We start from the raw sequence: 20,583 nt of genomic DNA, 5'->3' as shown, positions 1-20,583 counted from the left end.
GGCGGCTCACAGCTATATAAAAGGTAGAAATCAGCTGGCGTACTGGGCTATGCCATTGCCAAACGACCAGTTCTCTTTCTTTACCTCCACCAGATTGATGAATACATCTTCCAGGCGCACCGCCAGTTCCGCGTTAAGGCTCTCGGCGATGGTTTTGTAGAGGAGTTTCTTTTGTTCGATGGTGCGGCCTTCACTCAAGGTGATCTGAATCACCACCAGATTGTCGGTGCGATTGATGCCCAGGTAGCCGGGATCAAAGATGAAATGCTGTTCGTCGTGCTCGGCAAGAATCTGGAAGTTATCGTTCTCCGGCACGCCAATGGCGCTGTGCATGGCGGCGTAGATCAATTGCCCGACACGTTTGGCGTAAGTCGGGTCTTGATGCTTCTTGATGTCGACGCGAACGAGTGGCATGAGAGGGCTCCGCAAGTAAGGGCTGACGGTCAGCAGCGAGCATCGAAATTACATGACGGCAATCCTTTATTGAATAGATTTTTTAAAACATCTATTTAATAAAGGGTGCCAATGGATCTGATCCGCACAACCACTCCTCAGCTAAGTCTTTGCTTCTGCTCATTAATCCCGGACAATCGCGCCCCTGTTTCGGCCAGGGCGCTGCCTGTCGGATTTTTCCGACTCGTCCTGACCGGGTAGCAACTGACCGGAATGCGGAGATCCCACCGGATGAATGATCAGGCCAATAGCGTCGACGAACGCTATGTATCGGCGACACCAGCGACGCTTGAGAGCTGGAATCGCCATGACACCACCTGGATGCTGGGCCTGTTTGGCACGGCCATCGGGGCTGGCACGCTGTTTCTGCCGATCAACGCGGGTCTGGGCGGCTTCTGGCCGTTGCTGGTCCTGGCGGTGTTGGCGTTCCCCATGACGTTTTACGCACACCGTGGCCTGACCCGTTTTGTGTTGTCCGGACGCGAAGGCGCGGACATCACTGAAGTGGTGGAAGAGCACTTCGGGATCAAGGCTGGTGCGCTGATCACTTTGCTGTACTTCTTCGCGATCTTCCCGATCCTGCTGATTTATAGCGTGGCCCTGACCAACACCGTGGGCAGTTTCCTTGAGCATCAACTGCACATCATGCCGCCACCGCGCGCCGTGCTGTCGCTCGTGCTGATCCTCGGCCTGTTGGCGGTGGTACGTTGCGGCGAGCAGGCGATCGTCAAGGCCATGAGCCTGATGGTTTATCCGTTCATTGTTGCGCTGCTGTTCCTCGCGGTGTTCCTGATTCCCCACTGGAACGGCGGCATCCTCGCCACCGCGTCGACGCTGCCAGAACCGTCGGCACTGCTGCACACGCTGTGGCTGGCGATTCCGGTGATGGTGTTCTCGTTCAACCATTCGCCGATCATCTCGGCGTTTGCGGTGGACCAAAAGCGTCGTTACGGCGATCACGCCGAAGAGCGTAGCTCGCAGATCCTGTCCCGCGCCCACGCCTTGATGGTGGTGATGGTGCTGTTCTTCGTGTTCAGTTGCGTGCTGACCCTGTCGCCGGCGCAATTGGCTGAAGCCAAGGCGCAGAACCTGTCGATCCTGTCGTACCTGGCCAACCACTTCAGCAACCCGACCATCGCCTTCGCGGCGCCGTTGATTGCGTTCGTGGCCATTTCCAAGTCGTTCCTGGGTCATTACATCGGCGCCAGCGAAGGTCTTAAAGGTCTGATCGTGAAGAGTGGCAAGCGCCCGGCACCGAAGACCCTGGATCGCATGACTGCCGCCTTCATGCTGGTGGTCTGCTGGATCGTTGCCACGCTGAACCCGAGCATTCTGGGGATGATCGAAACCCTCGGTGGTCCGATCATCGCCGCGATACTGTTCCTGATGCCGATGTACGCGATTCGCAAGGTTCCGGCCATGGCGCGTTATCGCGGTCAGGCTTCCAACGTCTTCGTGACGGCGGTGGGCCTGGTGGCGATCTCGGCGTTGATCTATTCGCTGACGGCCTGACCACCACTCTGATCGTTCCCACAGTGCGGGAACGATCGGTAACGGCTTGAATTTCAGTGACCGCGGGCGCTTCTATGGGGCTGTGAGTCCGCTATCGCGAGCAGGCTCGCTCCCACAGGTTTTGCACCGTTTCTGTGGGAGCGAGCCTGCTCGCGATGGGGGCGCCTCGTTCTTCAGGTAAGCCAGGCAGTGGGCCCCACATTTCTTCAGGCATAAAAAAACGCCGCTCATCTCACGATGGGCGGCGTTTTTTATTGCGTTGCAGCGTTAGGCTTGAACGACCGGGATGTTGGCGTTCGCAGCAGCTTCACGGAACTCGGCGATCTGGTCGAAGGACAGGTAGCGGTAGACATCGGCCGCCATGCTGTCGATCTTGCCAGCGTATTCCATGTACTCCTCGACGGTCGGCAGGCGACCCAGGATGGAAGCAACAGACGCCAGCTCGGCCGAAGCCAGGTAGACGTTCGCGCCGTCACCCAGACGGTTCGGGAAGTTACGGGTCGACGTCGACACCACAGTCGAGTTCGGCTCTACACGTGCCTGGTTACCCATGCACAGCGAGCAGCCCGGCATTTCCATGCGCGCGCCGGCCTTGCCGTAGATGCCGTAGTAGCCTTCTTCGGTCAGCTGGTGAGCGTCCATTTTGGTCGGCGGCGACAGCCACAGACGGGTTGGAAGCTGACCTTTGACCTGTTCCAGCAACTTGCCGGCAGCGCGGAAGTGGCCGATGTTGGTCATGCACGAACCGATGAATACTTCGTCGATCTTCTCGCCAGCAACGCTGGACAGCAGACGGGCGTCGTCCGGATCGTTTGGCGCGCAGAGCACAGGCTCTTTGATGTCGGCCAGGTCGATTTCGATGATTTCAGCGTATTCGGCGTCAGCATCGGCAACCATCAACTCAGGGTTGGCGATCCAGGCTTCCATCGCTTGAGCACGACGTTCCAGGGTACGCGCATCGCCGTAGCCTTCGCCGATCATCCAGCGCAGCAGGGTGACGTTGGAGCTCAGGTACTCGGTGATCGACTCTTTCGACAGCTTGATGGTGCAACCGGCAGCCGAACGTTCGGCCGAGGCGTCGGACAGCTCGAACGCTTGCTCGATGCTCAGGTTGTCCAGGCCTTCGATTTCCAGGATGCGGCCGGAGAAGGCGTTCTTCTTGCCTTTCTTCTCGACGGTCAGCAGGCCAGCCTGAATCGCGAAGTAAGGAATGGCGTGAACCAGGTCACGCAGGGTGACGCCCGGTTGCATTTTGCCTTTGAAGCGCACCAGGATCGATTCCGGCATGTCCAGCGGCATAACGCCAGTGGCTGCGGCAAACGCTACCAGACCGGAACCGGCCGGGAACGAAATGCCCATCGGGAAACGGGTGTGCGAGTCACCACCGGTACCGACGGTGTCCGGCAGCAGCATACGGTTCAGCCAGCTGTGGATGATGCCGTCGCCCGGACGCAGGGAAACGCCGCCGCGGGTCATGATGAAGTCTGGCAGGGTGTGGTGGGTGGTCACGTCGATCGGCTTAGGGTAAGCCGCGGTGTGGCAGAAGGACTGCATCACCAGATCGGTCGAGAAGCCCAGGCACGCCAGGTCTTTCAGTTCGTCACGGGTCATAGGACCGGTGGTGTCCTGGGAGCCGACGGTGGTCATTTTCGGTTCGCAGTAGGTGCCAGGACGAACGCCTTTGCCTTCTGGCAGACCGCACGCCTTGCCGACCATTTTCTGTGCCAGGGTGAAGCCTTTGCCGGTGTCGACAGGTGCTTCAGGCAGTTTGAACAGGTCGGTAGGGCCCAGGCCCAATTCGGCACGAGCCTTGTCGGTCAGGCCGCGACCGATGATCAGCGGGATACGGCCGCCAGCACGAACTTCGTCCAACAGCACCGGGGTCTTCATTTCGAAGGTGGTCAGGACTTCGTCAGTGCCGTGTTTGCAGACTTTGCCAGCATGCGGGTACAGGTCGATCACGTCGCCCATGTGCATGTTGGTGACGTCGAACTCGATTGGCAGTGCGCCAGCATCTTCCATGGTGTTGTAGAAGATCGGAGCGATTTTGCTGCCGAAGCAGAAACCACCGGCACGCTTGTTCGGTACGAAAGGAACGTCGTCGCCGAAGAACCACAGCACCGAGTTGGTGGCGGATTTACGCGAAGAACCGGTACCGACCACGTCACCGACGTAGGCGATCGGGAAGCCTTGACCGCGCATTTCTTCGATCTGCTTCATCGGACCGGTGACGCCCTGGGCGTCAGGCACGATGCCTTCACGGGCCATTTTCAGCATGGCGAGGGCGTGCAGCGGGATGTCCGGGCGGGACCAGGCGTCTGGAGCAGGGGACAGGTCGTCGGTGTTGGTTTCGCCGGTGACCTTGAACACGCGCAGGCTGATCTTGTCGGCCAGGACAGGACGGTTTTTGAACCACTCGCCGTCAGCCCAGGATTGCAGCACGCCTTTAGCGTGAACGTTGCCGTTCTTGGCTTTTTCAGCGACGTCGTGGAAAGCGTCGAACATCAGCAGGGTGTGCTTGAGTTCTTTGGCAGCAACTGGCGCCAGTTCGGCGTCGTCCAGCAGATTGACCAGAGTCACGATGTTGTAGCCGCCCTGCATGGTGCCGAGCAGTTCAACAGCGCGTTTCTTGTCGATCAGAGGGGATTTTGCTTCGCCTTTGGCAAGGGCAGACAGGAAACCGGCCTTTACATAGGCTGCTTCGTCCACACCTGGCGGAATGCGATTGGTGATCAGGTCAACGAGGAAAGCTTCTTCGCCAGCCGGGGGATTCTTCAGCAGCTCGACCAGGCCTGCAGTTTGTTCGGCGTTTAGCGGCTGGGGAACGATACCCAGTGCTGCACGCTCTTCGATATGTTTGCGGTAGGCTTCAAGCACAGTTATTACCCTCATCAGTGGTCCCAAATGGGTGTCCGGGACGCTCATCCCGAAATTGCCGTACTCATGCGCTGCGTGGCGTTGTGGGCCGCTTAGCCAGAATTACCGGCAATTCCTTACAGAAGCTGCTTTCAAAGTTTTACGCCTGCAGAACGGGGAGCTGATGAGGGTTGGCGTTGGGCTTTTCCCCGCTGGAAAAACCCTTCGCCAACACCGCTCTGAAGGAACGACTGTGCTCGTGACGCTTTGAAAACAGCTTCTAACGGACATTGGCGCCTTAAAAGGCTGGCTGATTCTACGGCAAAAAAAAATTAAAGGTAAGTTAGGCCCTGAACTTTGAGGGGTGATCAATGTTAGACAAAGGGCTAACATGCCGACCTGTTCTGCTTTCCCGTGCTCTCCCAACCTATGCCCAATCAGACCATCAAGACCCCCTGCGTCGGCCTCTGCTCCACTGTTTACGGTGATTTGGTGTGCCGTGGCTGCAAGCGTTTCCACCATGAAGTGATCAACTGGAATGGTTACAACGAGGAGGAAAAGCGCGCGGTGTGGCTGCGTCTTGAGCTGCTGCTGTCCCAGGTGATGGCCAGCAAGCTTGAAGTTTTCGATCCCCAGCGCCTGCGTCTGCAACTGGAGCAGCGCAAGATCCGCTTTGTGCCGCATCAGTCGGAATACTGCTGGGCGTATCAGTTGATCGCCCGGGGGGCGCGGGTCATCAACAACCTGGAAGCCTACGGGATGGTGCTGATGCCGGAGTTTCGCGACTGGAACCTGCCGGAACTGCGGGATGCCATTGATCGGGAGTTCTTTTTGCTCTCCGAGGCGCATTACCAGCGCTACATTGCGCCGGGTTTTCTCAAAGACGCCTTCGGCGGCTAAAAAGCATCGCGGGCAAGCCTTGCTCCCACAGGGTTTGTGTCGTGCACAATGGTTGTGAACGACACAAACCCTGTGGGAGCAAGGCTTGCCCGCGATGGCGATCTATCCGGCACTGCAAATCTCAATGCTGGGTCACGATCTCCTCCAGATGATCCATGATCGTATCCGGCTTCAGCACCAGCACATCGCTCTCCACCGCATCCAGCACCACTTCCGCCGTATTCCCGATCAACGCCCCTGACAACCCGGACCGCGCCACGGTACCGATTACCGTCACCGCCGCCTGCAGCTTGTGGACCATGAACGGAATCAACACATCCGCCGGACCTTCCTCTATATGCAGGTGCTCGTCATCAATGTCGAACTCGGCCTGAAACGATTTGCACTGTTCGCGATAGCGCGCCTCAATGGTTTCGCTGAGCTGCAACGTCGGGTCGGCCGCCGACAGCATCGGCGACGGATGGGCGCTGACCACGTGCAAATGGGCCTTGGCCAGGCTGGCGATGTCATAACCGTGATCGACAATACAAGCGTGCAAGGTGCGGTGTTCACCATCGGTACTACCGACATCGATCGCCGCCAGAATGACGCCGCCAGTCCAGGGTTTCGAGGTTTTGACCAGCAGCACTGGCGTCGGGCAGTAACGCAGCAGTTTCCAGTCCGCCGGGGTCAGCAGGGCTTTTTTCAGCGGACTGTCGGGGTAATGCTGTTTGATCACCAGTCCACAGCCTTCAGCCTGCTGCACATCGACAATGGTTTCGTGCAGGCTTTCATTCCAGGCCTGCTCGGTGGTGACGCTGTAGCCGTCCTCGATCAGCGCGGCCTTGAGCACGCCCAACATGCCGCTGTGGTCATGCTTGCGGTCGCAGACCAGCAGATGCAGATGAGCCTGGGTCACGCCAGCAATCAGCTTGGCCCGTTTGAGCGCCAGGCTTTCCGAGTGTTCAGGTTCGAGGACCACCAGAATGCTGCGAATGGCTTGCATGATCGGGATCTCCATGAAGTAAAAAATACTGCGTTGGACAACTATAGTTGCTGGTTGGCCATTCGGGACTTGATGTATATCAACGGTCGCGACTGGTGGTCTGCCGGCAGGCCGGTATAATCGGCGCCCTTCGATTTTGAACCTCTTATCCGTGAGCCCCATGATCCTTCCCGAAATTCACGAGTTCCTCGGCTGCCGCACCCCCGATGGCTGGGTTCAGGCCGCGCTGGCTGATCAGGAAACCCTGCTGATCGATCACAAAAACTGTGAATTCAAGGCCGCCAGTACCGCGTTGAGCCTGATCGCCAAGTATCACTCCCACGTCGATCTGATCAACCTGATGTCGCGTCTGGCCCGGGAAGAACTGGTGCACCACGAACAGGTCATGCGCCTGATGAAAAAGCGCAAGATCGAGCTGCGGCAGCTGTCCGCCGGACGCTACGCTTCGGGCCTGCGTAAAGTGGTGCGCAGCCACGAGCCGGTCAAACTGGTGGACACTCTGGTAGTCGGCGCCTTTATCGAAGCCCGTAGCTGCGAGCGATTTGAAGCGCTGGTGCCGCATCTGGACGAAGAACTGGGCAAGTTCTACTTCGGCCTGCTGAAAAGCGAGGCCCGGCATTTCCAGGGTTACCTGAAACTGGCCTACCAGTACGGTGACGCCAAGGACATCGCCCAGGTGATCGACAAGGTCCGCGCCGCCGAGCAGGAGCTGATCGAGTCGCCGGACGTGGAGTTTCGTTTCCACAGCGGTGTGCCAACTGCGGCGTGACCTGTAGGAGCACGGCTTGCCGGCGATGGCATCCCCAAGATCGCTATCGCAAGCAAGCTAGGCTCCTACAAAAAGGCCTCCCCAAGCTCCGATCTTTGTTCTCGAAGATTGTTAAAAACTCTTAAAAGAATGAAACATCTCCGAAAACCGGCCCCCGAGGCCGGTTTTTGCTGCCTGCGATAACCGTCCGGTCACCGATTGGCGCCATAATGCCGGCCACTTCACACAAGGGTTGGCAGACGGTCGTTATGGATAGCCTGGGTATTGGCAAAGTACTGCTGGTGGAAGACGACGAAAAGCTCGCCGGGCTGATCGCGCATTTCCTGTCGCAACATGGTTTTGAGGTCCGGCAGGTGCACCGCGGCGACCTCGCAATGGCCGCGTTCCTCGAATTCAAACCCAAAATCGTCGTGCTCGACCTGATGCTGCCGGGCCAGAGCGGCCTGCACGTGTGCCGCGAGATTCGCAGCGTGTCCGACACGCCGATCGTCATTCTTACCGCCAAGGAAGACGACCTTGACCACATCCTCGGTCTGGAGTCCGGTGCCGATGACTACGTGATCAAACCGATCAAACCGCCAGTTTTGCTCGCCCGGTTACGCGCCTTGCAACGCCGCCAGACGCCGGACAGCGGTGTGTGCAGCGCTCTGGAATTCGGCCATCTGAGCATCGACCGCAGTTGCCGGGAAGTGCGGCTGGCGGGTGAGGGCATCGAACTCACCACCATGGAGTTTGAGCTGCTGTGGTTGCTGGCCAGCGCCGCCGGCAAGATTCTGTCCCGTGACGATATTCTCAACCGCATGCGTGGCATCGCTTTCGACGGTCTCAACCGCAGCGTTGACGTCTACATCAGCAAGCTGCGGGGCAAGTTAAACGACAACCCGCGCGAACCGGTGTGTATCAAGACCGTGTGGGGCAAGGGTTATCTGTTCAATCCGTTCGCATGGGAGTTGTAGATGCTGCGGTTATTTCTTGGGCTGTTCCTAGTGATGACGGTGGGCCTGATTCTGGGACTGCAAACCGTCGAGCGCACGTTCGATGCGCTGCTCGACGGTCAGATGCAGAGCTACAACCGAGAGGCGGTGCGTGGTCAGGCCTGGTCGCTGGCCGAGCAGTTGCGCGGTCTGGACGGTTCGGCTCGGGAGCGACAACTGGAAGCGGTGCGCCCTCATTACGGCTTGGGCCTGACCCTGGTCGAGACCGATCAATTATCCCTGACCGGGCAGGAGAAAGCCGAGTTGGCCCAAGGCCTGCTGGTGATTCGCGACAAGTACACGCAGTTTATCTCGCGCATTGACGACGGTTCGCAACTGCTCAGCATCAAGCTGCCGGCCGAACCGAGCCTGATGCCGTTCTACATTGCCGCGGCCTATCTGATGATCGCGGTGATGATCGGTTTCGTGTTGCTTTTCTGGGTGCGCCCGCATTGGCGCGACCTGGAAAAGCTGCGCCTGGCGGCCGAGCGTTTTGGCGATAACGATCTGTCGTCGCGGATCCAGCTGTCCAAGCGCTCGAACATCCGCGACCTGTCCGAACACTTCAACCTGATGGCCGCTCGCATCGAAGGCCTGATCGCCAATCAGCGCGAGCTGACTAATGCTGTATCCCATGAGCTGCGTACGCCGATTGCACGATTGTCGTTCGAGCTCGACCAGCTCAAGCAGCAATCTGATCCGGCCCAGAGCCGTGAACTGATCGCCGACATGTACGCCGACCTCGGCGAACTGGAAGAGATGGTGTCCGAACTGCTCACCTATGCCAGCCTCGAGCGCGGCGCCACGGTGATCACTCGGGAAAACATTCAGGCCAGCAGTTGGCTCGACAGCGTGGTTGGCAGCGTCGCGCTGGAAGCTGAAGCCGCCGGCGTGCAATTGCTGATTGTCGAGTGTCAGGTCGATGAAGTCCGCATCGAGCCGCGCTTCATGGCCCGGGCGGTGATCAACCTGCTGCGCAATGCCATTCGATATGCCGATGGCCGGGTGGAAGTGTCGTTGGTGCGCTCCGGTGATCACTACGAAGTGCGGGTCAACGACGACGGGCCGGGCGTGCCGATGGACGGGCGGGAGAAAATCTTCGAACCGTTCTCGCGCCTGGACGCCAGCCGCGACCGCCGCACCGGCGGCTTCGGCCTGGGCCTGGCGCTGGTGCGGCGGGTGTCGCAATCCCATGGCGGGCAAGTGGAAGTGGCGGACTCACCGTGGGGCGGGGCGTCGTTTCGCATGACCTGGGCGCATCAGGATTAATTGTGTTGTTCTGACTGACGCCATCGCGAGCAGGCTCGCTTGTATGGTAGGACTTGAAGGGAGGAGAAGGGACAAGGCTCGATTCTGACTGTTGACGCAGTACAGACCGTGGGAGAGTTCGCCCCTCCTCCTTTCACCCAAGCGCCGATAAAGAATGCATCGGGCCTAGACCGACGATAGGAACAAGCCTGCGCCCCTGGGTGAGCCCTTCAAGTGCTTAAAACCATATCCCGGAGGAAATCCTATGGCAATGCCGGTTTCTGCTTCAAAGCCGATCGTGGGCGTGGATGTCGCCAAGAATGAGTTGGTGATTTATCACGCCGAACTGGGCCTGCTTGAAGAGATTCCCAACAATAAAACAGCCATCAAGAAGTGGTTGAAGGCCTTGCCGAGCACGGTGGCCATTGCCGTCGAAGCCACCAATATCTACCACTTGGAGTTCGCCGATCTGGCCTACGAGGCCGGATGCGTGATTTACATGGTGGGCGGCTATGAACTCAAGCATTACCGCGAAGGTGTGAAGGTCCGTGCCAAAACTGATGCACTGGATGCCAAGTTGCTTGCTCGGTATCTGAAAAATGAACATGAAGAGCTTCACCCATGGACCCCGCCATCCCCACTATACCGCCAGCTGCTGAGTCTTTTCCGCCGCCGGGCGGCGTTGGTCCAGGCAAGGGTCGGCCTGGTGCAAAGCTGGGCCAATGAGCCGCTGCTCAAGACCGCTTTTGCCGAACAAGTGAAGTCCATGCAACAGCTTGAGATGCTGATCGAGAAGACGATCAACGATCAGCTCAAAGAAGCCGGTTTGCTGGGCCAGTTAAAACGCTGTCTGAAAGTGGAAGGCATTGGTTTTTTGACAGGTGCGCGTTTGATCACGGCGTTTCAGCGGGGTGACTTCAGAAACGCGGATGCCTTTATCGCCTTTCTGGGAATGGATTTGCGGGTATCAAAATCAGGGCAAAAAGACGGCCGCCGCAGTTTGACCAAGCGCGGTGACCCGGAGGCTCGGCGGCTGCTGCACAATGCGGCAATGTCGGCGAGTCGCACCGAGGCCTGGAAAGATTTTTATCAAGAACAAAGAGCTCGGGGTTTCAGCACCACTCAAGCATTGGTGATGCTGGCTCGAAAGCTCGCTCGGGTGGTATTCGCTCTGCTAAAGGGGCAGGACGAATACCAACCGAAAGTCAGTTGAGGGCTTCCCCTCAACCATAGAATCTCCCACAGGGGAATGCATTCCAAATGTGGGAGCGAGCCTGCTCGCGAAGGGGCCGCCATCAACACCGGATTGCTAAAAGGTGTACACCACCTGCCCACCCACCGAAGCCTGCATCCACCGCATCGTTGGCAAGATACTGCACGGCCAGCACCGTCGAAATGTCAAAGACTGTGAACCGGCTTAACGGCTCAAACCCAGGCGCTCATGCCACTCGGCGATGGATTCTTCGGGATAGACGTCGAACTGCTGATCCCCAGGATGCGCCTCGACTTCCACCCACGAAGCCTTGGAACCGAGCATCAAGTGCGTGTGCTCCGGTGGCACCGGCAGCGGGGTGTCGATGGCAGAGGCAAACGGGTGAACCAGCTCTGGCCATTCGGGGCTGAACAGCCACAAGCCTGAACCACACAGAGAACAGAAATGCCGCTCGGCGGTGCTGCTGTGGGCGCGTTTATCGCCTTCGTCCTTGAGTCGAGCGTGATAAATCGCGATGTGCTTGCGACCGCGCACCTTAAGGCAGCCGGCATCGCCACCCAGGTTGATCGCGTAGCCGCCACCGCCCTGAGTCTTGCGACAGATCGAACAGTAACAACGCTGATACGGGTAGGGGTGGGCGCTGGTCAAACTGAACGACACCGCGCCGCAATGGCAGGAACCTTCGAGCTGCATGGGAACCTCCGACAGGTCTGGAACGTACCCAAGACAGCCTAGACCTTCAGCGCCCATCCACCGGTACGAGAATCGCATCGCCGGGTCAACCTGCGCCGGGTTTTGGGGGAAATCATGGTGGATAAGAGAGGGTGATGGGGCGTTGGATTTGTGGTGAATGTGCCGCCGCCATCGCGAGCAAGCTCGGCTCCTACAAAGATTTTGTATACGGCAACAATCCCCTGTAGGAGCCGAGCTTGCTCGCGATGAACGATAACGCGGTCCCACTGGACGCCCACTGTCCGCCGGGTCAGCATGGGCGCCTCGAAATCGGGGCCTTGATCATGCGACGACTGCCTTCTTTAGCAGCACTCAGAACCTTCGAATGCGCCGCCCGTCACGCCCATTTCGGCCGGGCGGCGGCGGAGTTGTGCGTCACCGACAGCGCGGTCAGCCACCAGATTCGCCAGCTCGAAGAGCAATTGGGCGTGACGTTGTTCATCCGTGAAGGCCGGCAGATTCGCCCGACGATGGCCGCCGGGCGCCTGATGCAAAGCTTGCAGCAAGCCTTCGAACTGATCGGCGATGCCTGCGATGAACTGCGTGATCCGTCATCGCTGGCGGTGTTGCGCCTGGCAGTCACCGCCGAGCTGGCGCAAAAGTGGTTGATGAGTCGTCTGACGGATTTCTACGCGCGGTATCCGCACATCACCTTGCACCTCTACGAGCAACCGATCGACGCCACGGCGCCGGGCGAAGACATCGATCTGGCGATCACTTACGGCACCGGCCCGGTGGATAGCAGCGCGTACTTTGTCAGGCCCTTACCGGCGTTGCAGTTCTTCCCGGTGTGCAGCCCCGGTCTGTTCAACCAGGGCACGTTGAAAACCCCGAAGGATCTGGCGCGTCACTGCCTGCTGCACGACGATCAGGACGGCAAGACCTGGACCGCCTGGCTCACCAGCCATGCCGGCGATCAGCGCCCTGAACGCCAGCTGTATTTCGCCCACGCCGGTTTGGCGCTGGAAGCGGCGGCTCAAGGCCAGGGTGTGGCCATGGGCGATAACTTGACCGCGCAGGAGGATTTGCTCAGCGGTCGTCTGGTCCGGCCGTTCACCTCCAGCATGACTGCGCTCGGCCAATATGCGCTGGTGTGTGAGCGGGTGAGGCTGGAGCGCCCGGCAGTGGCGCAGATGCTGGAATGGTTCAGCGATCAGTTGATCGATTGATGAGTTGAATTCAAGTATTCCGAAATAATCATCGTTGGCGAGGAGGGCGCCGGCGACCGTAGCCTGTGGTCATTCCAATCCCCGCTGATGAGGTTTGACCATGGCACGTCTGCTCGACTCCACCCCCAAACTCGATGGTTTCCGTTTGCCCGGCGAGTTCGAAACCAAGTCCGGTTGCTGGCTCGGCTGGCCAGAGCGCACCGACGTCTGGCGCAACGGCGCCAAGCCTGCGCAGAAAGTCTGGGTGCAGATCGTCACCGCCATCTCCCAAAGCGAACCGGTCACCGTGTGCGCCTCTGCCGCGCAATTCGCCACCGCTCGCCGCCAATTGCCGCCTCAAGTGCGGGTGGTGGAAATGACATGCAACGACACCTGGTTCCGTGACAGTGGCCCATGCTTTGTGGTCAATGACGACAGCGGTGAGGTGCGGGGCGTGGACTTCGAGTTCAACGCATACGGCGGCCTCGACGGCGGCTTGTACTACCCGTGGGACAAGGACGACCAGATCGCCAGCAAAATCCTCGAAATTGAACGGTTCGACCGCTACCGCGCGCCGCTGATTGCCGAACTGGGTGGTATCCAGAGCGACGGCCAGGGCAGCATTCTCACCACCGAGCAATGCCTGCTTAACCGCAATCGCAACCAGCACCTGGGCAAGGACGAAGTCACCCGCCGACTGACCGATTACCTCGGCGCCGAGCAAATCATCTGGCTGCCACGGGGCTGCAAATTCGACGAAACCGACGGCCATGTCGACGATCTCGCCTGCTTCGTGCGCCCCGGTGAAGTGGTGCTGCAATGGACCGACAATCGCGATGACCCGCAATGGGAAATCTACCAGGAGGCCTACGACATTCTGCGCAGCACCCGCGACAGCCGTGGTCGCGAGCTGAAAGTGCACAAGCTGCCGCAACCGGATGTGCTGAAATGGACCGCTGAAGAAGCCGAAGGCCTGGATCAGCAAGACAGCACACATACCCGTCAGGCCGGGACCAAAATCTGCGCGTCGTACATCAACTACTACGCCGGCAACACCTCAATCGTGGTACCGCTGTTTGGCGATCGCAACGATCAGGCCGCACAGGCGACCCTCGCCGAATTGTTCCCGCAACACAAAATCGTCGGTATCGAAAACTCCAGGGAAATCCTCCTCGGCGGCGGCAACGTCGCGTGCATCACCATGCCGCAGTACGCAGGCAGTGCCTGCAACAAAAAGGGAGTTTGAAAATGGGCCTGCACAAACTGACTCAAGCATTACTGCTGGTGCTCGCACCCCTGTGTGTGCAGGCCGCCGACACCGCCAAACCGGTGGTCAATCTGTACATCTGGGGCGAGTACCTGGCCCCGGACACCCTGAGCAATTTCGAGAAGAAAACCGGCATCCGCGTGGTGGCCGACCACTTCGACTCCCTGGAAACCGTAGAGACCAAACTGCTCACCGGCCGTAGCGGCTATGACCTGGTGCTGACCGCCGGCCAGCATTTGTCCCGGGCGATCCAGAGTGGGGCGATTCAAACCCTGAACCCGCAACAGCTGCCGCATTTTGCCGGCGTGGGAGACGAGTTCCGCCAGCACATGGCGGTGTTCGATCCGGGCAATCGCTACGCCGGGATCTACGCCTGGGGCACCACCGGCGTCGGCTACCAGGAAGAGGCGATCAAACAGCGCCTGCCCGACGCACCACGGGACAGTTGGGCGATGCTGTTCGACCCGGCGGTGGTGTCGAAATTTGCCGATTGCGGGGTGAGTTTGCTCAACGATCCCAACGAAGTGTTCGCCGCGGTCATGAAGTACATGGGGCTGGACATCAACCGCCAGAACCTCGATGACCTGCAACGGGCCGAACAGCAACTGGCGAAGATTCGGCCCTATATCCGCTACTTCGACAATGACCTGAACATCAGCGACCTCGCCAACGGCAACACCTGCGTCGCGATGTCGTGGAACGGCAACGTCGCCATCGCCGCGGGACAGGCCGAGGCGGCGAACAAGCCGTTCAAGCTGAGTTATCGGATACCGAAGGAGGGCACGTTGATCTGGTTCGACGCCATGGTCATTCCCAAGGATGCGCCTCATCCTCAGGCGGGGCTGGCATTGATGGATTATCTGATGACGCCGGAGGTGATTGCGCCCATCACGGACACCATCCACTACGCCAATGCGATTACGGCGGCGGACGGCTTGATTGATCCGGCGATTCGCAATGATCCGGGGACGTATCCGTCGGCCGAGGTGAGGGCATCGTTGTATAGTAAGAATGACAATGGCAAGGCGTTTAACCGGGCTTTGATTCGGGCGTTTAGTCGGTTGAAGTCGGGGTTGTGATTTGGGTGCGGTTTCGGCATGACAACCACCCCTCACCCCAACCCTCTCCCCAAGGGGTAGAGGGGGCTGACCGAGGTGTTCTACGAGATCCATCGACCTGTGAAACCGAGTCGATTATGGATTCAATACAATACTTTCAGGTCGCAGTAATTCGTCAGGTCTTTACGGTCAGCTCCCTCTCCCCTCGGGGGCGGTCCGACGTTTCGGGAGGGTTGGGGTGAGGGGTGGTTTCGGAACACGCCACAAATACCAGGCAGCCACCGTCCGATAAGGACGCCACCCCAGCCCGATCTCAATCATCTGCTTGCGCGTCGGCTGCACCTCCAGCCCCTTCATCCGCCGATACCCCTCACGTACCCCGAAATCATCAGCCGGCAATATATCCGGCCGTTCCAGGCTGTAGATCAGCAACATCTCAACCGTCCAGCGCCCAACCCCGCGCAAGGTAATCAACCGCTCGATCAGCGCCTCATCATCCATCGCCATCGCCTCAGCGTAATCCGGCACCACACCATCCAGCGCTGCTTGGGCAATGCCCTGAATGGTCGCGATCTTGCTGGCAGAAAAGCCGCAACTGCGCAGTTGATCGAACCCGGTCGCGACAATCTGTTCCGGCCTCGGGAACGCGCCCGTCCCAAACAACGCCAGTAGCCGACCGACAATCGCATCCCCGGCCTTTGCGTGCAGTTGCTGGTAGGCAATCGCCCGCACCAGCGACTCATAAGGATCGCGAGCCGCATGGGGCTGATGCAGGCAAGGGCCGACGGCGGCGATGTGGCGACGCCAGTCCTCATCGATGGACGATAGAAACTCGGTGGCGGGCAGGTAGGCGTCGGGCATGGGGTCAGGCTTTCCCGGACGGCGCCAACAGGGCGTTCACTTCGCCATAGGTGAAGGCCTTCAGGTCACGGCTGTCGAGTGTCCCTGTTTCCAGAAAGCTCTTGGCCAGTGCGCCCATGGCGCCATACAGAAACTCGGCGATGCGTGAACCCGCGCTCAAACGGCGTACGCCGAGGGCTTTGAGCTCTTCAGGCGATGGCAAGCCGGGGAGCCCGAGGACGTTCAACGGCAACGGAGTGCCCTGGCACAGCGCAGCGATCTCGTACTCTGCCGTGACGCCAGCCGCGAACAAACCATCGGCACCGGCGGCTTGATACAACGCGGCGCGCTTGAGCGTCTCGGCCACGCGATCTTCGGCGGGCACCAGACTCTTGAGGTACACATCGGTGCGGGCGTTGATGAATAGCTTCACGCCGCGACGTTCGGCCACCTGACGAGCGACTTCGATCTTGCGCACCAACAGCTCGGGCGGGGAAGCACCGTCCTCGATGTTGATCCCCACCGCGCCGGCTGCAATGACCGCATCAATGACTTCGGCCACCCGCGTCAGGTCATCGGAATAACCGGCCTCGATGTCCACGGTCAACGGCACCGAGATCACCCGGGCGATGGACTCGACCGTCGATACCAGGCGTTCAAGGGGCAGGGTGTTGCCGTCCGGATAACCGTGAGCCCAGGCGACTGCCGCGCTGCTGGTGGCGACGGCTTTACAGCCCAGTTGCTCCACGATGCGCGCCCCGGCGGCATCGGCGACATTGGTGAGGATCAGCAAGCCGTCGTGGTGCAGTTGGTGAAATAGCGTGTCCATCGAATGTCCTTCCTTATGACTTTTTGAGAAACCTGCAATTGATCAGAATGCGAGTGGTTGGGTGATCTGCACCGCCGCTTTTTCCAGCCTGAGCAAGAACGCCTTGCGCGGTTGTCCTCCACCATAGCCGGTCAGCGAACCGTCCGCGCCGATCACCCGGTGACAGGGCACGACAATCGAAAGACGGTTATGCCCGTTGGCCAGGCCCACGGCGCGACTGGCGCCGGGGTTACCCAATAACGCAGCAATGGCGCCGTAGGTGCTGGTCTGGCCGTACGGGATCTTCGCCAGTTCGGCCCAGACCTGTCGGGCGAAATCGCTGCCAGGCAAGTGTAGTGGAACGTTGAAGTCGGTGAGTTTTCCGGCGAAATACTGCGTCAGTTCGGCTTCAATCTGCTGCAAATGCGCGTTATGTCCTGGCGCGACGGCATAGCCGTATCGACTCTGCAATGCTTCGATTTCCTTGGTCAGCGCTGGCCGATCCAGAAACTCCAGCAGCACCAGCCCGCGGCGTTCGGCCATGGCGATCATCGGCCCCAGCGGTGTGGTCAGGCGAGTGAACAGCAGTGGCTCGCTGTTGGCGGCGCGGCCGGGCGTGATGTTGAAGGACTTTTGAAACGCATCGCGAAACCCGCTCAGGGACTCGTAGCCCGAATCGAACGCCGCGTTGTCGATGGAATCGCCCTGTTTGATCCCGCCCAACGCCATGCCGAGGCGTCGGGTGCGCAGCCAGGCGTGAAAGGTCATGCCGAAATGCTGCTTGAACCAGCGGCGCAGTTTCAGCGGTTCGATGCCTTCGGCCAGCAACTGCGCATCGGTCCAGCGCTGCTCGGGGTCGGCATCCACCGATTTGAGCAGCTGCTGCACCCAGTCCGGCGCGATGGCCGCCGCGTCCAGTGGTTTGCAGCGCAGACAGGCGCGATAGCCCGCGGACATGCACTCATCGGCATGGGCGAAGAACTCGACGTTCTCCGGTTTCGGCTTGCGCGCCGTGCAACTGGGGCGACAGAAGATGCCGGTGGTTTTGACCGCGGTAAAGAACACCCCCTCGTAGGCGGTGTCTCGTTCGAGCATGGCGCGAACCATCTCGGCGTGGGGCGGAAGCAAAGCGTTTTGTAGGTTCATGGGCCGAGCATAAGCCGCGTCGCCCAGCGCCTCCACCGGAAAATCGACAGAGAATTCCAGTCATTCGTCATGAGGGCTGCCTAATGCTTATGTCGGTGATGGATGTCCGGAAAATGTGGATGGCTGTGGCGCAGCGGCGTGTGTTGATGTTCGTGACTGTGGGGTTCGGTCCCTTCCCACTCAAACGAATGTTCATGTTGATGATGCTCGTCATGCACGTGGCGATGAGCATGCTTGAGCGCCTCATGTTGATGCTCATGGGCATGACGTTCCTTGAGGTGAATCCATACCCCAAGGCCCATCAACAGCGAAGCGGCCCAAAATGTCAGCGTGACGGGTTCATTCAGCAGCAGGATGGCAATCGCCGCACCGAGGAAAGGTGCCGTGGAAAAGTAGGCGCCGGTGCGCGCAGTGCCCAGGCCTCGGAGTGCCAGAACGAACAACACCAGGCTGATGCCATACCCCAGGAAACCAACGATCAACGTAGGCCCCAGCACCGTCATGTGTGGCAGTGTTGCGCCGAGCAACAGCGCCAGAGAACAGTTCACTACCCCGGCGACCAACCCCTTGATGCCGGCAATAAACAGCGCATCCGAAGCCGATACCTTGCGCGTCAGGTTGTTATCGATCGCCCAGCACACGCAGGCCAGCGCTACCGCCAACGGTCCGATCCAGCCCTGTGATTGCGCCGGGTTCTGGGGCCCGGCCAGCAGCAAGCCACCGGCGACGATTGCCAGCATTCCGGCGACGATGCGCCGGTCAGCGTTCTCCTTGAATACCACCCAGGCCAGCACGGCGGTCAATACCGATTCGAGGTTGAGCATCAGCGAGGCCGTGGCGCCGGCGGTCAGGGTCAAACCGAACATCAGCGCCACCGGCCCGAGCACGCCGCCAAAAGCGATGGCACCGATCAGCCATGGCCACTCCGACGATTTCAGGCCGCTGGGCTGCCAGCCTCGGTCACGCAACAGTCTGACGAACGTCAGTCCCAGGCCGCTGCCCAGGTACAACAAACCGGCCAACAGGATCGGCGAAAGATTCAGGCCCAACAACTTGGCCAAAGGCGTACTCGCGCCAAAAAGAGCGGCAGCGCCAAGGGCGTAGACGATGTTCAGGTTCATTGAGGGCCTGTGGTGAGTTGGGGAGTGGCCAAGTACTACACCAATTTCGTGTCCAACAACAATCTACTGTGGGAGCGAGCCTGCTCGCGATAGCGGCTTAACATTCGATAATGATGTTGACCGACAGACCGCTATCGCGAGCAGGCTCGCTCCCACAGTTTAGAGGTGGAGTTCAGGCCCGACGCGCCATCAGCAACACTGAAGCCGCCGCTGACAACAATCCCGCGCAGCAACGATTGAATATCTGCTTGCCCCGGGGTTCGGCGAACCAGCGGCGCATGTGCAGGCCCATGTAGGCGTAGGCACCGATGGCGATCCATTCCAGCACCAGGAACAACGCGCCCAACACGGCGAATTGCGGCGATACGGCTTGGGTCGAGTCGACGAACTGGGGCAAGAACGCGGTGAAGATCAGGATCGCTTTCGGATTGCCGGCCGCCACCAGGAACTCCTGTCGCGCCAACGCCAGCGGCCCCACCGGCGCGCCCGCCACCACGTTTTCCGTCCCTGGATCGGCGCGCCACAATTGCCAGGCGAGGTAGAGCAGATACGCCGCCCCCAGAATCTTGATCCCGTAGAACAACAATTCCGACGTTTGCAGCACCACCGCCAGCCCTGCCGACGCGAGGGCGATCATGCCGGCGAACGCGAGCAGCCGACCGATCCCGGCGACACAGGCGATGCGATAGCCGTAGCGAGTCGAGTTGCTGACCGACAACAGGTTGTTCGGCCCGGGCGCCATGTTCAAGGCGAAGCAGGCCGGCAGAAACAGGGTGAGGGTGGCGAGGTCCATGGCGGGGCTCCAAAAGCAGGAACGGTATTTTTATCACAGGCCCGGGGTGGCTTGACCCATACAGTGGTGGACGGCGGTCGCGGTACAGCTGAGGGGTGTTTTGTTCAATACAGCCGTCAGGTCGCTCTTTACCTTGAGGCCTCGTTCAACTGAATTGAAGAAGGTCTGTGATGAGTCTGATTATCTCGATGGCGGCGTTTGCACTGGTGGCCTCGATAACGCCAGGGCCGGTGAACATCGTGGCGTTGAGTTCCGGCGCGCAGTTTGGTTTTCGCGCCAGTCAACGGCATGTAGCCGGGGCGACGCTGGGTTTCGTCGTGTTGTTGGTGTTGATGGGATTAGGGCTGCATGAAGTGTTGCAGCAATGGCCAGCGCTGACCCAGGGGGTGCAATGGGCGGGGGTGGCGTTTCTGTTGTACATGGCCTTTAAGTTGGCCGCCGACAAGGGAGATCTGGAGGCGAAGGAATCAGGCCGCGCGCCGTCGATGCTGTATGGCGCCTTCATGCAATGGCTCAACCCGAAAGCCTGGCTGGCCTGCGTGGCCGGCATGGGCGCTTTTGTGGCGGATGGCGAGGCGCGGCTGGTCTGGCAGTTTGCGGCGGTGTATTTGGTGATTTGCTACGTGTCGGTCGGCTGTTGGGTCTACGCCGGGACGTTTTTGCGTGGGTATTTGAGCAACGCCAAAGGCATGCGGTTGTTTAACCGAAGCATGGCGTTGCTCTTGGTGGTGTGCGCGGGATATTTGATCCGGGCTTAGAC

The 20,583-nt window shown here is 59.7% G+C and carries 19 protein-coding genes; 10 read left to right on the top strand and 9 right to left on the bottom strand.

Annotation, left to right across the window (positions count from 1 at the left end; genetic code table 11):
- Positions 1-30: 30 nt before the first annotated feature.
- Positions 31-414 carry a tautomerase family protein gene (locus PMI27_RS20920; protein WP_008149859.1) on the bottom strand — a complete coding sequence of 128 codons (384 nt, stop codon included), beginning with the start codon at positions 412-414 and terminating at the stop codon, positions 31-33.
- Positions 415-684: 270 nt separating this feature from the next.
- Between PMI27_RS20920 and PMI27_RS20925 the strand changes: the two genes are divergently transcribed.
- The gene (locus tag PMI27_RS20925) at positions 685-1,965 is read left to right on the top strand and encodes a serine/threonine transporter (protein WP_008149861.1); all 1,281 of its coding nucleotides are present in this window, start codon (positions 685-687) and stop codon (positions 1,963-1,965) included.
- A gap of 267 nt (positions 1,966-2,232) precedes the next feature.
- On the opposite strand, the gene acnB is transcribed toward PMI27_RS20925, so the two are convergent.
- Positions 2,233-4,842 (bottom strand): bifunctional aconitate hydratase 2/2-methylisocitrate dehydratase, encoded by a 2,610-nt coding sequence (acnB, locus tag PMI27_RS20930; RefSeq protein ID WP_033053129.1) that lies wholly within the window; start codon positions 4,840-4,842, stop codon positions 2,233-2,235.
- A 408-nt stretch (positions 4,843-5,250) separates the two neighbouring features.
- On the opposite strand from acnB, the gene PMI27_RS20935 reads away from it, so the two are divergent.
- Positions 5,251-5,721, top strand: a complete 471-nt coding sequence (locus PMI27_RS20935) for a DUF1289 domain-containing protein (protein ID WP_008149863.1) — start codon at positions 5,251-5,253, stop codon at positions 5,719-5,721.
- 121 nt (positions 5,722-5,842) lie between these two features.
- Here PMI27_RS20935 and PMI27_RS20940 read toward each other — a convergent pair whose 3' ends face one another.
- Positions 5,843-6,706 (bottom strand): universal stress protein, encoded by an 864-nt coding sequence (locus tag PMI27_RS20940; protein WP_008149864.1) that lies wholly within the window; start codon positions 6,704-6,706, stop codon positions 5,843-5,845.
- 160 nt (positions 6,707-6,866) lie between these two features.
- Between PMI27_RS20940 and PMI27_RS20945 the strand changes: the two genes are divergently transcribed.
- The 4 genes from PMI27_RS20945 to PMI27_RS20960 all read left to right on the top strand — a co-directional run bounded on the left by PMI27_RS20945 (position 6,867) and on the right by PMI27_RS20960 (position 10,910).
- Positions 6,867-7,475 (top strand): tRNA-(ms[2]io[6]A)-hydroxylase, encoded by a 609-nt coding sequence (locus PMI27_RS20945; protein WP_008149866.1) that lies wholly within the window; start codon positions 6,867-6,869, stop codon positions 7,473-7,475.
- Between the two features lie 248 nt (positions 7,476-7,723).
- The gene (locus PMI27_RS20950) at positions 7,724-8,431 is read left to right on the top strand and encodes a winged helix-turn-helix domain-containing protein (RefSeq protein WP_033053309.1); all 708 of its coding nucleotides are present in this window, start codon (positions 7,724-7,726) and stop codon (positions 8,429-8,431) included.
- Entirely contained in the window at positions 8,432-9,718 is a 1,287-nt protein-coding gene (locus PMI27_RS20955) for an ATP-binding protein (RefSeq protein ID WP_008149870.1), read from the top strand.
- 244 nt (positions 9,719-9,962) lie between these two features.
- Complete coding sequence (locus PMI27_RS20960) at positions 9,963-10,910, top strand: IS110 family transposase (RefSeq protein ID WP_008156820.1); 948 nt, start codon at positions 9,963-9,965, stop codon at positions 10,908-10,910.
- A 204-nt stretch (positions 10,911-11,114) separates the two neighbouring features.
- Here the strand turns inward: PMI27_RS20960 and PMI27_RS20965 are convergent, their stop codons facing one another.
- Positions 11,115-11,603, bottom strand: a complete 489-nt coding sequence (locus tag PMI27_RS20965; RefSeq protein WP_008152028.1) for a GFA family protein — start codon at positions 11,601-11,603, stop codon at positions 11,115-11,117.
- Positions 11,604-11,926: 323 nt separating this feature from the next.
- On the opposite strand from PMI27_RS20965, the gene PMI27_RS20970 reads away from it, so the two are divergent.
- The 3 genes from PMI27_RS20970 (at position 11,927) to PMI27_RS20980 (ending at position 15,136) form a co-directional block, all read left to right on the top strand.
- Positions 11,927-12,811, top strand: a complete 885-nt coding sequence (locus tag PMI27_RS20970) for a LysR substrate-binding domain-containing protein (RefSeq protein WP_033053308.1) — start codon at positions 11,927-11,929, stop codon at positions 12,809-12,811.
- A gap of 100 nt (positions 12,812-12,911) precedes the next feature.
- On the top strand, positions 12,912-14,036 hold the full coding sequence (gene aguA / locus PMI27_RS20975; protein WP_008152033.1) for an agmatine deiminase: 1,125 nt from the start codon (positions 12,912-12,914) through the stop codon (positions 14,034-14,036).
- 2 nt (positions 14,037-14,038) lie between these two features.
- The gene (locus PMI27_RS20980; RefSeq protein ID WP_008152035.1) at positions 14,039-15,136 is read left to right on the top strand and encodes an extracellular solute-binding protein; all 1,098 of its coding nucleotides are present in this window, start codon (positions 14,039-14,041) and stop codon (positions 15,134-15,136) included.
- A gap of 168 nt (positions 15,137-15,304) precedes the next feature.
- Here PMI27_RS20980 and PMI27_RS20985 read toward each other — a convergent pair whose 3' ends face one another.
- From PMI27_RS20985 to PMI27_RS21005, 5 genes are all read right to left on the bottom strand, one after another.
- Entirely contained in the window at positions 15,305-15,976 is a 672-nt protein-coding gene (locus tag PMI27_RS20985; protein WP_008152037.1) for a DNA-3-methyladenine glycosylase family protein, read from the bottom strand.
- Positions 15,977-15,980: 4 nt separating this feature from the next.
- Positions 15,981-16,784, bottom strand: a complete 804-nt coding sequence (locus PMI27_RS20990; protein WP_008152039.1) for an isocitrate lyase/PEP mutase family protein — start codon at positions 16,782-16,784, stop codon at positions 15,981-15,983.
- 42 nt (positions 16,785-16,826) lie between these two features.
- Complete coding sequence (locus tag PMI27_RS20995; RefSeq protein ID WP_033053127.1) at positions 16,827-17,909, bottom strand: bifunctional transcriptional activator/DNA repair enzyme AdaA; 1,083 nt, start codon at positions 17,907-17,909, stop codon at positions 16,827-16,829.
- 80 nt (positions 17,910-17,989) lie between these two features.
- Positions 17,990-19,030 (bottom strand): DMT family transporter, encoded by a 1,041-nt coding sequence (locus PMI27_RS21000; protein WP_008152044.1) that lies wholly within the window; start codon positions 19,028-19,030, stop codon positions 17,990-17,992.
- Between the two features lie 172 nt (positions 19,031-19,202).
- Complete coding sequence (locus PMI27_RS21005) at positions 19,203-19,823, bottom strand: LysE family translocator (protein ID WP_008152045.1); 621 nt, start codon at positions 19,821-19,823, stop codon at positions 19,203-19,205.
- Between the two features lie 170 nt (positions 19,824-19,993).
- On the opposite strand from PMI27_RS21005, the gene PMI27_RS21010 reads away from it, so the two are divergent.
- Entirely contained in the window at positions 19,994-20,581 is a 588-nt protein-coding gene (locus PMI27_RS21010; protein ID WP_008152048.1) for a LysE family translocator, read from the top strand.
- Positions 20,582-20,583: the final 2 nt, after the last annotated feature.

It is taken from the genome of Pseudomonas sp. GM41(2012) (genome assembly GCF_000282315.2).
In the GTDB taxonomy this organism is placed as follows: Bacteria; Pseudomonadota; Gammaproteobacteria; order Pseudomonadales; family Pseudomonadaceae; genus Aquipseudomonas.
This window is presented reverse-complemented; position numbering and strand designations above follow the sequence as displayed.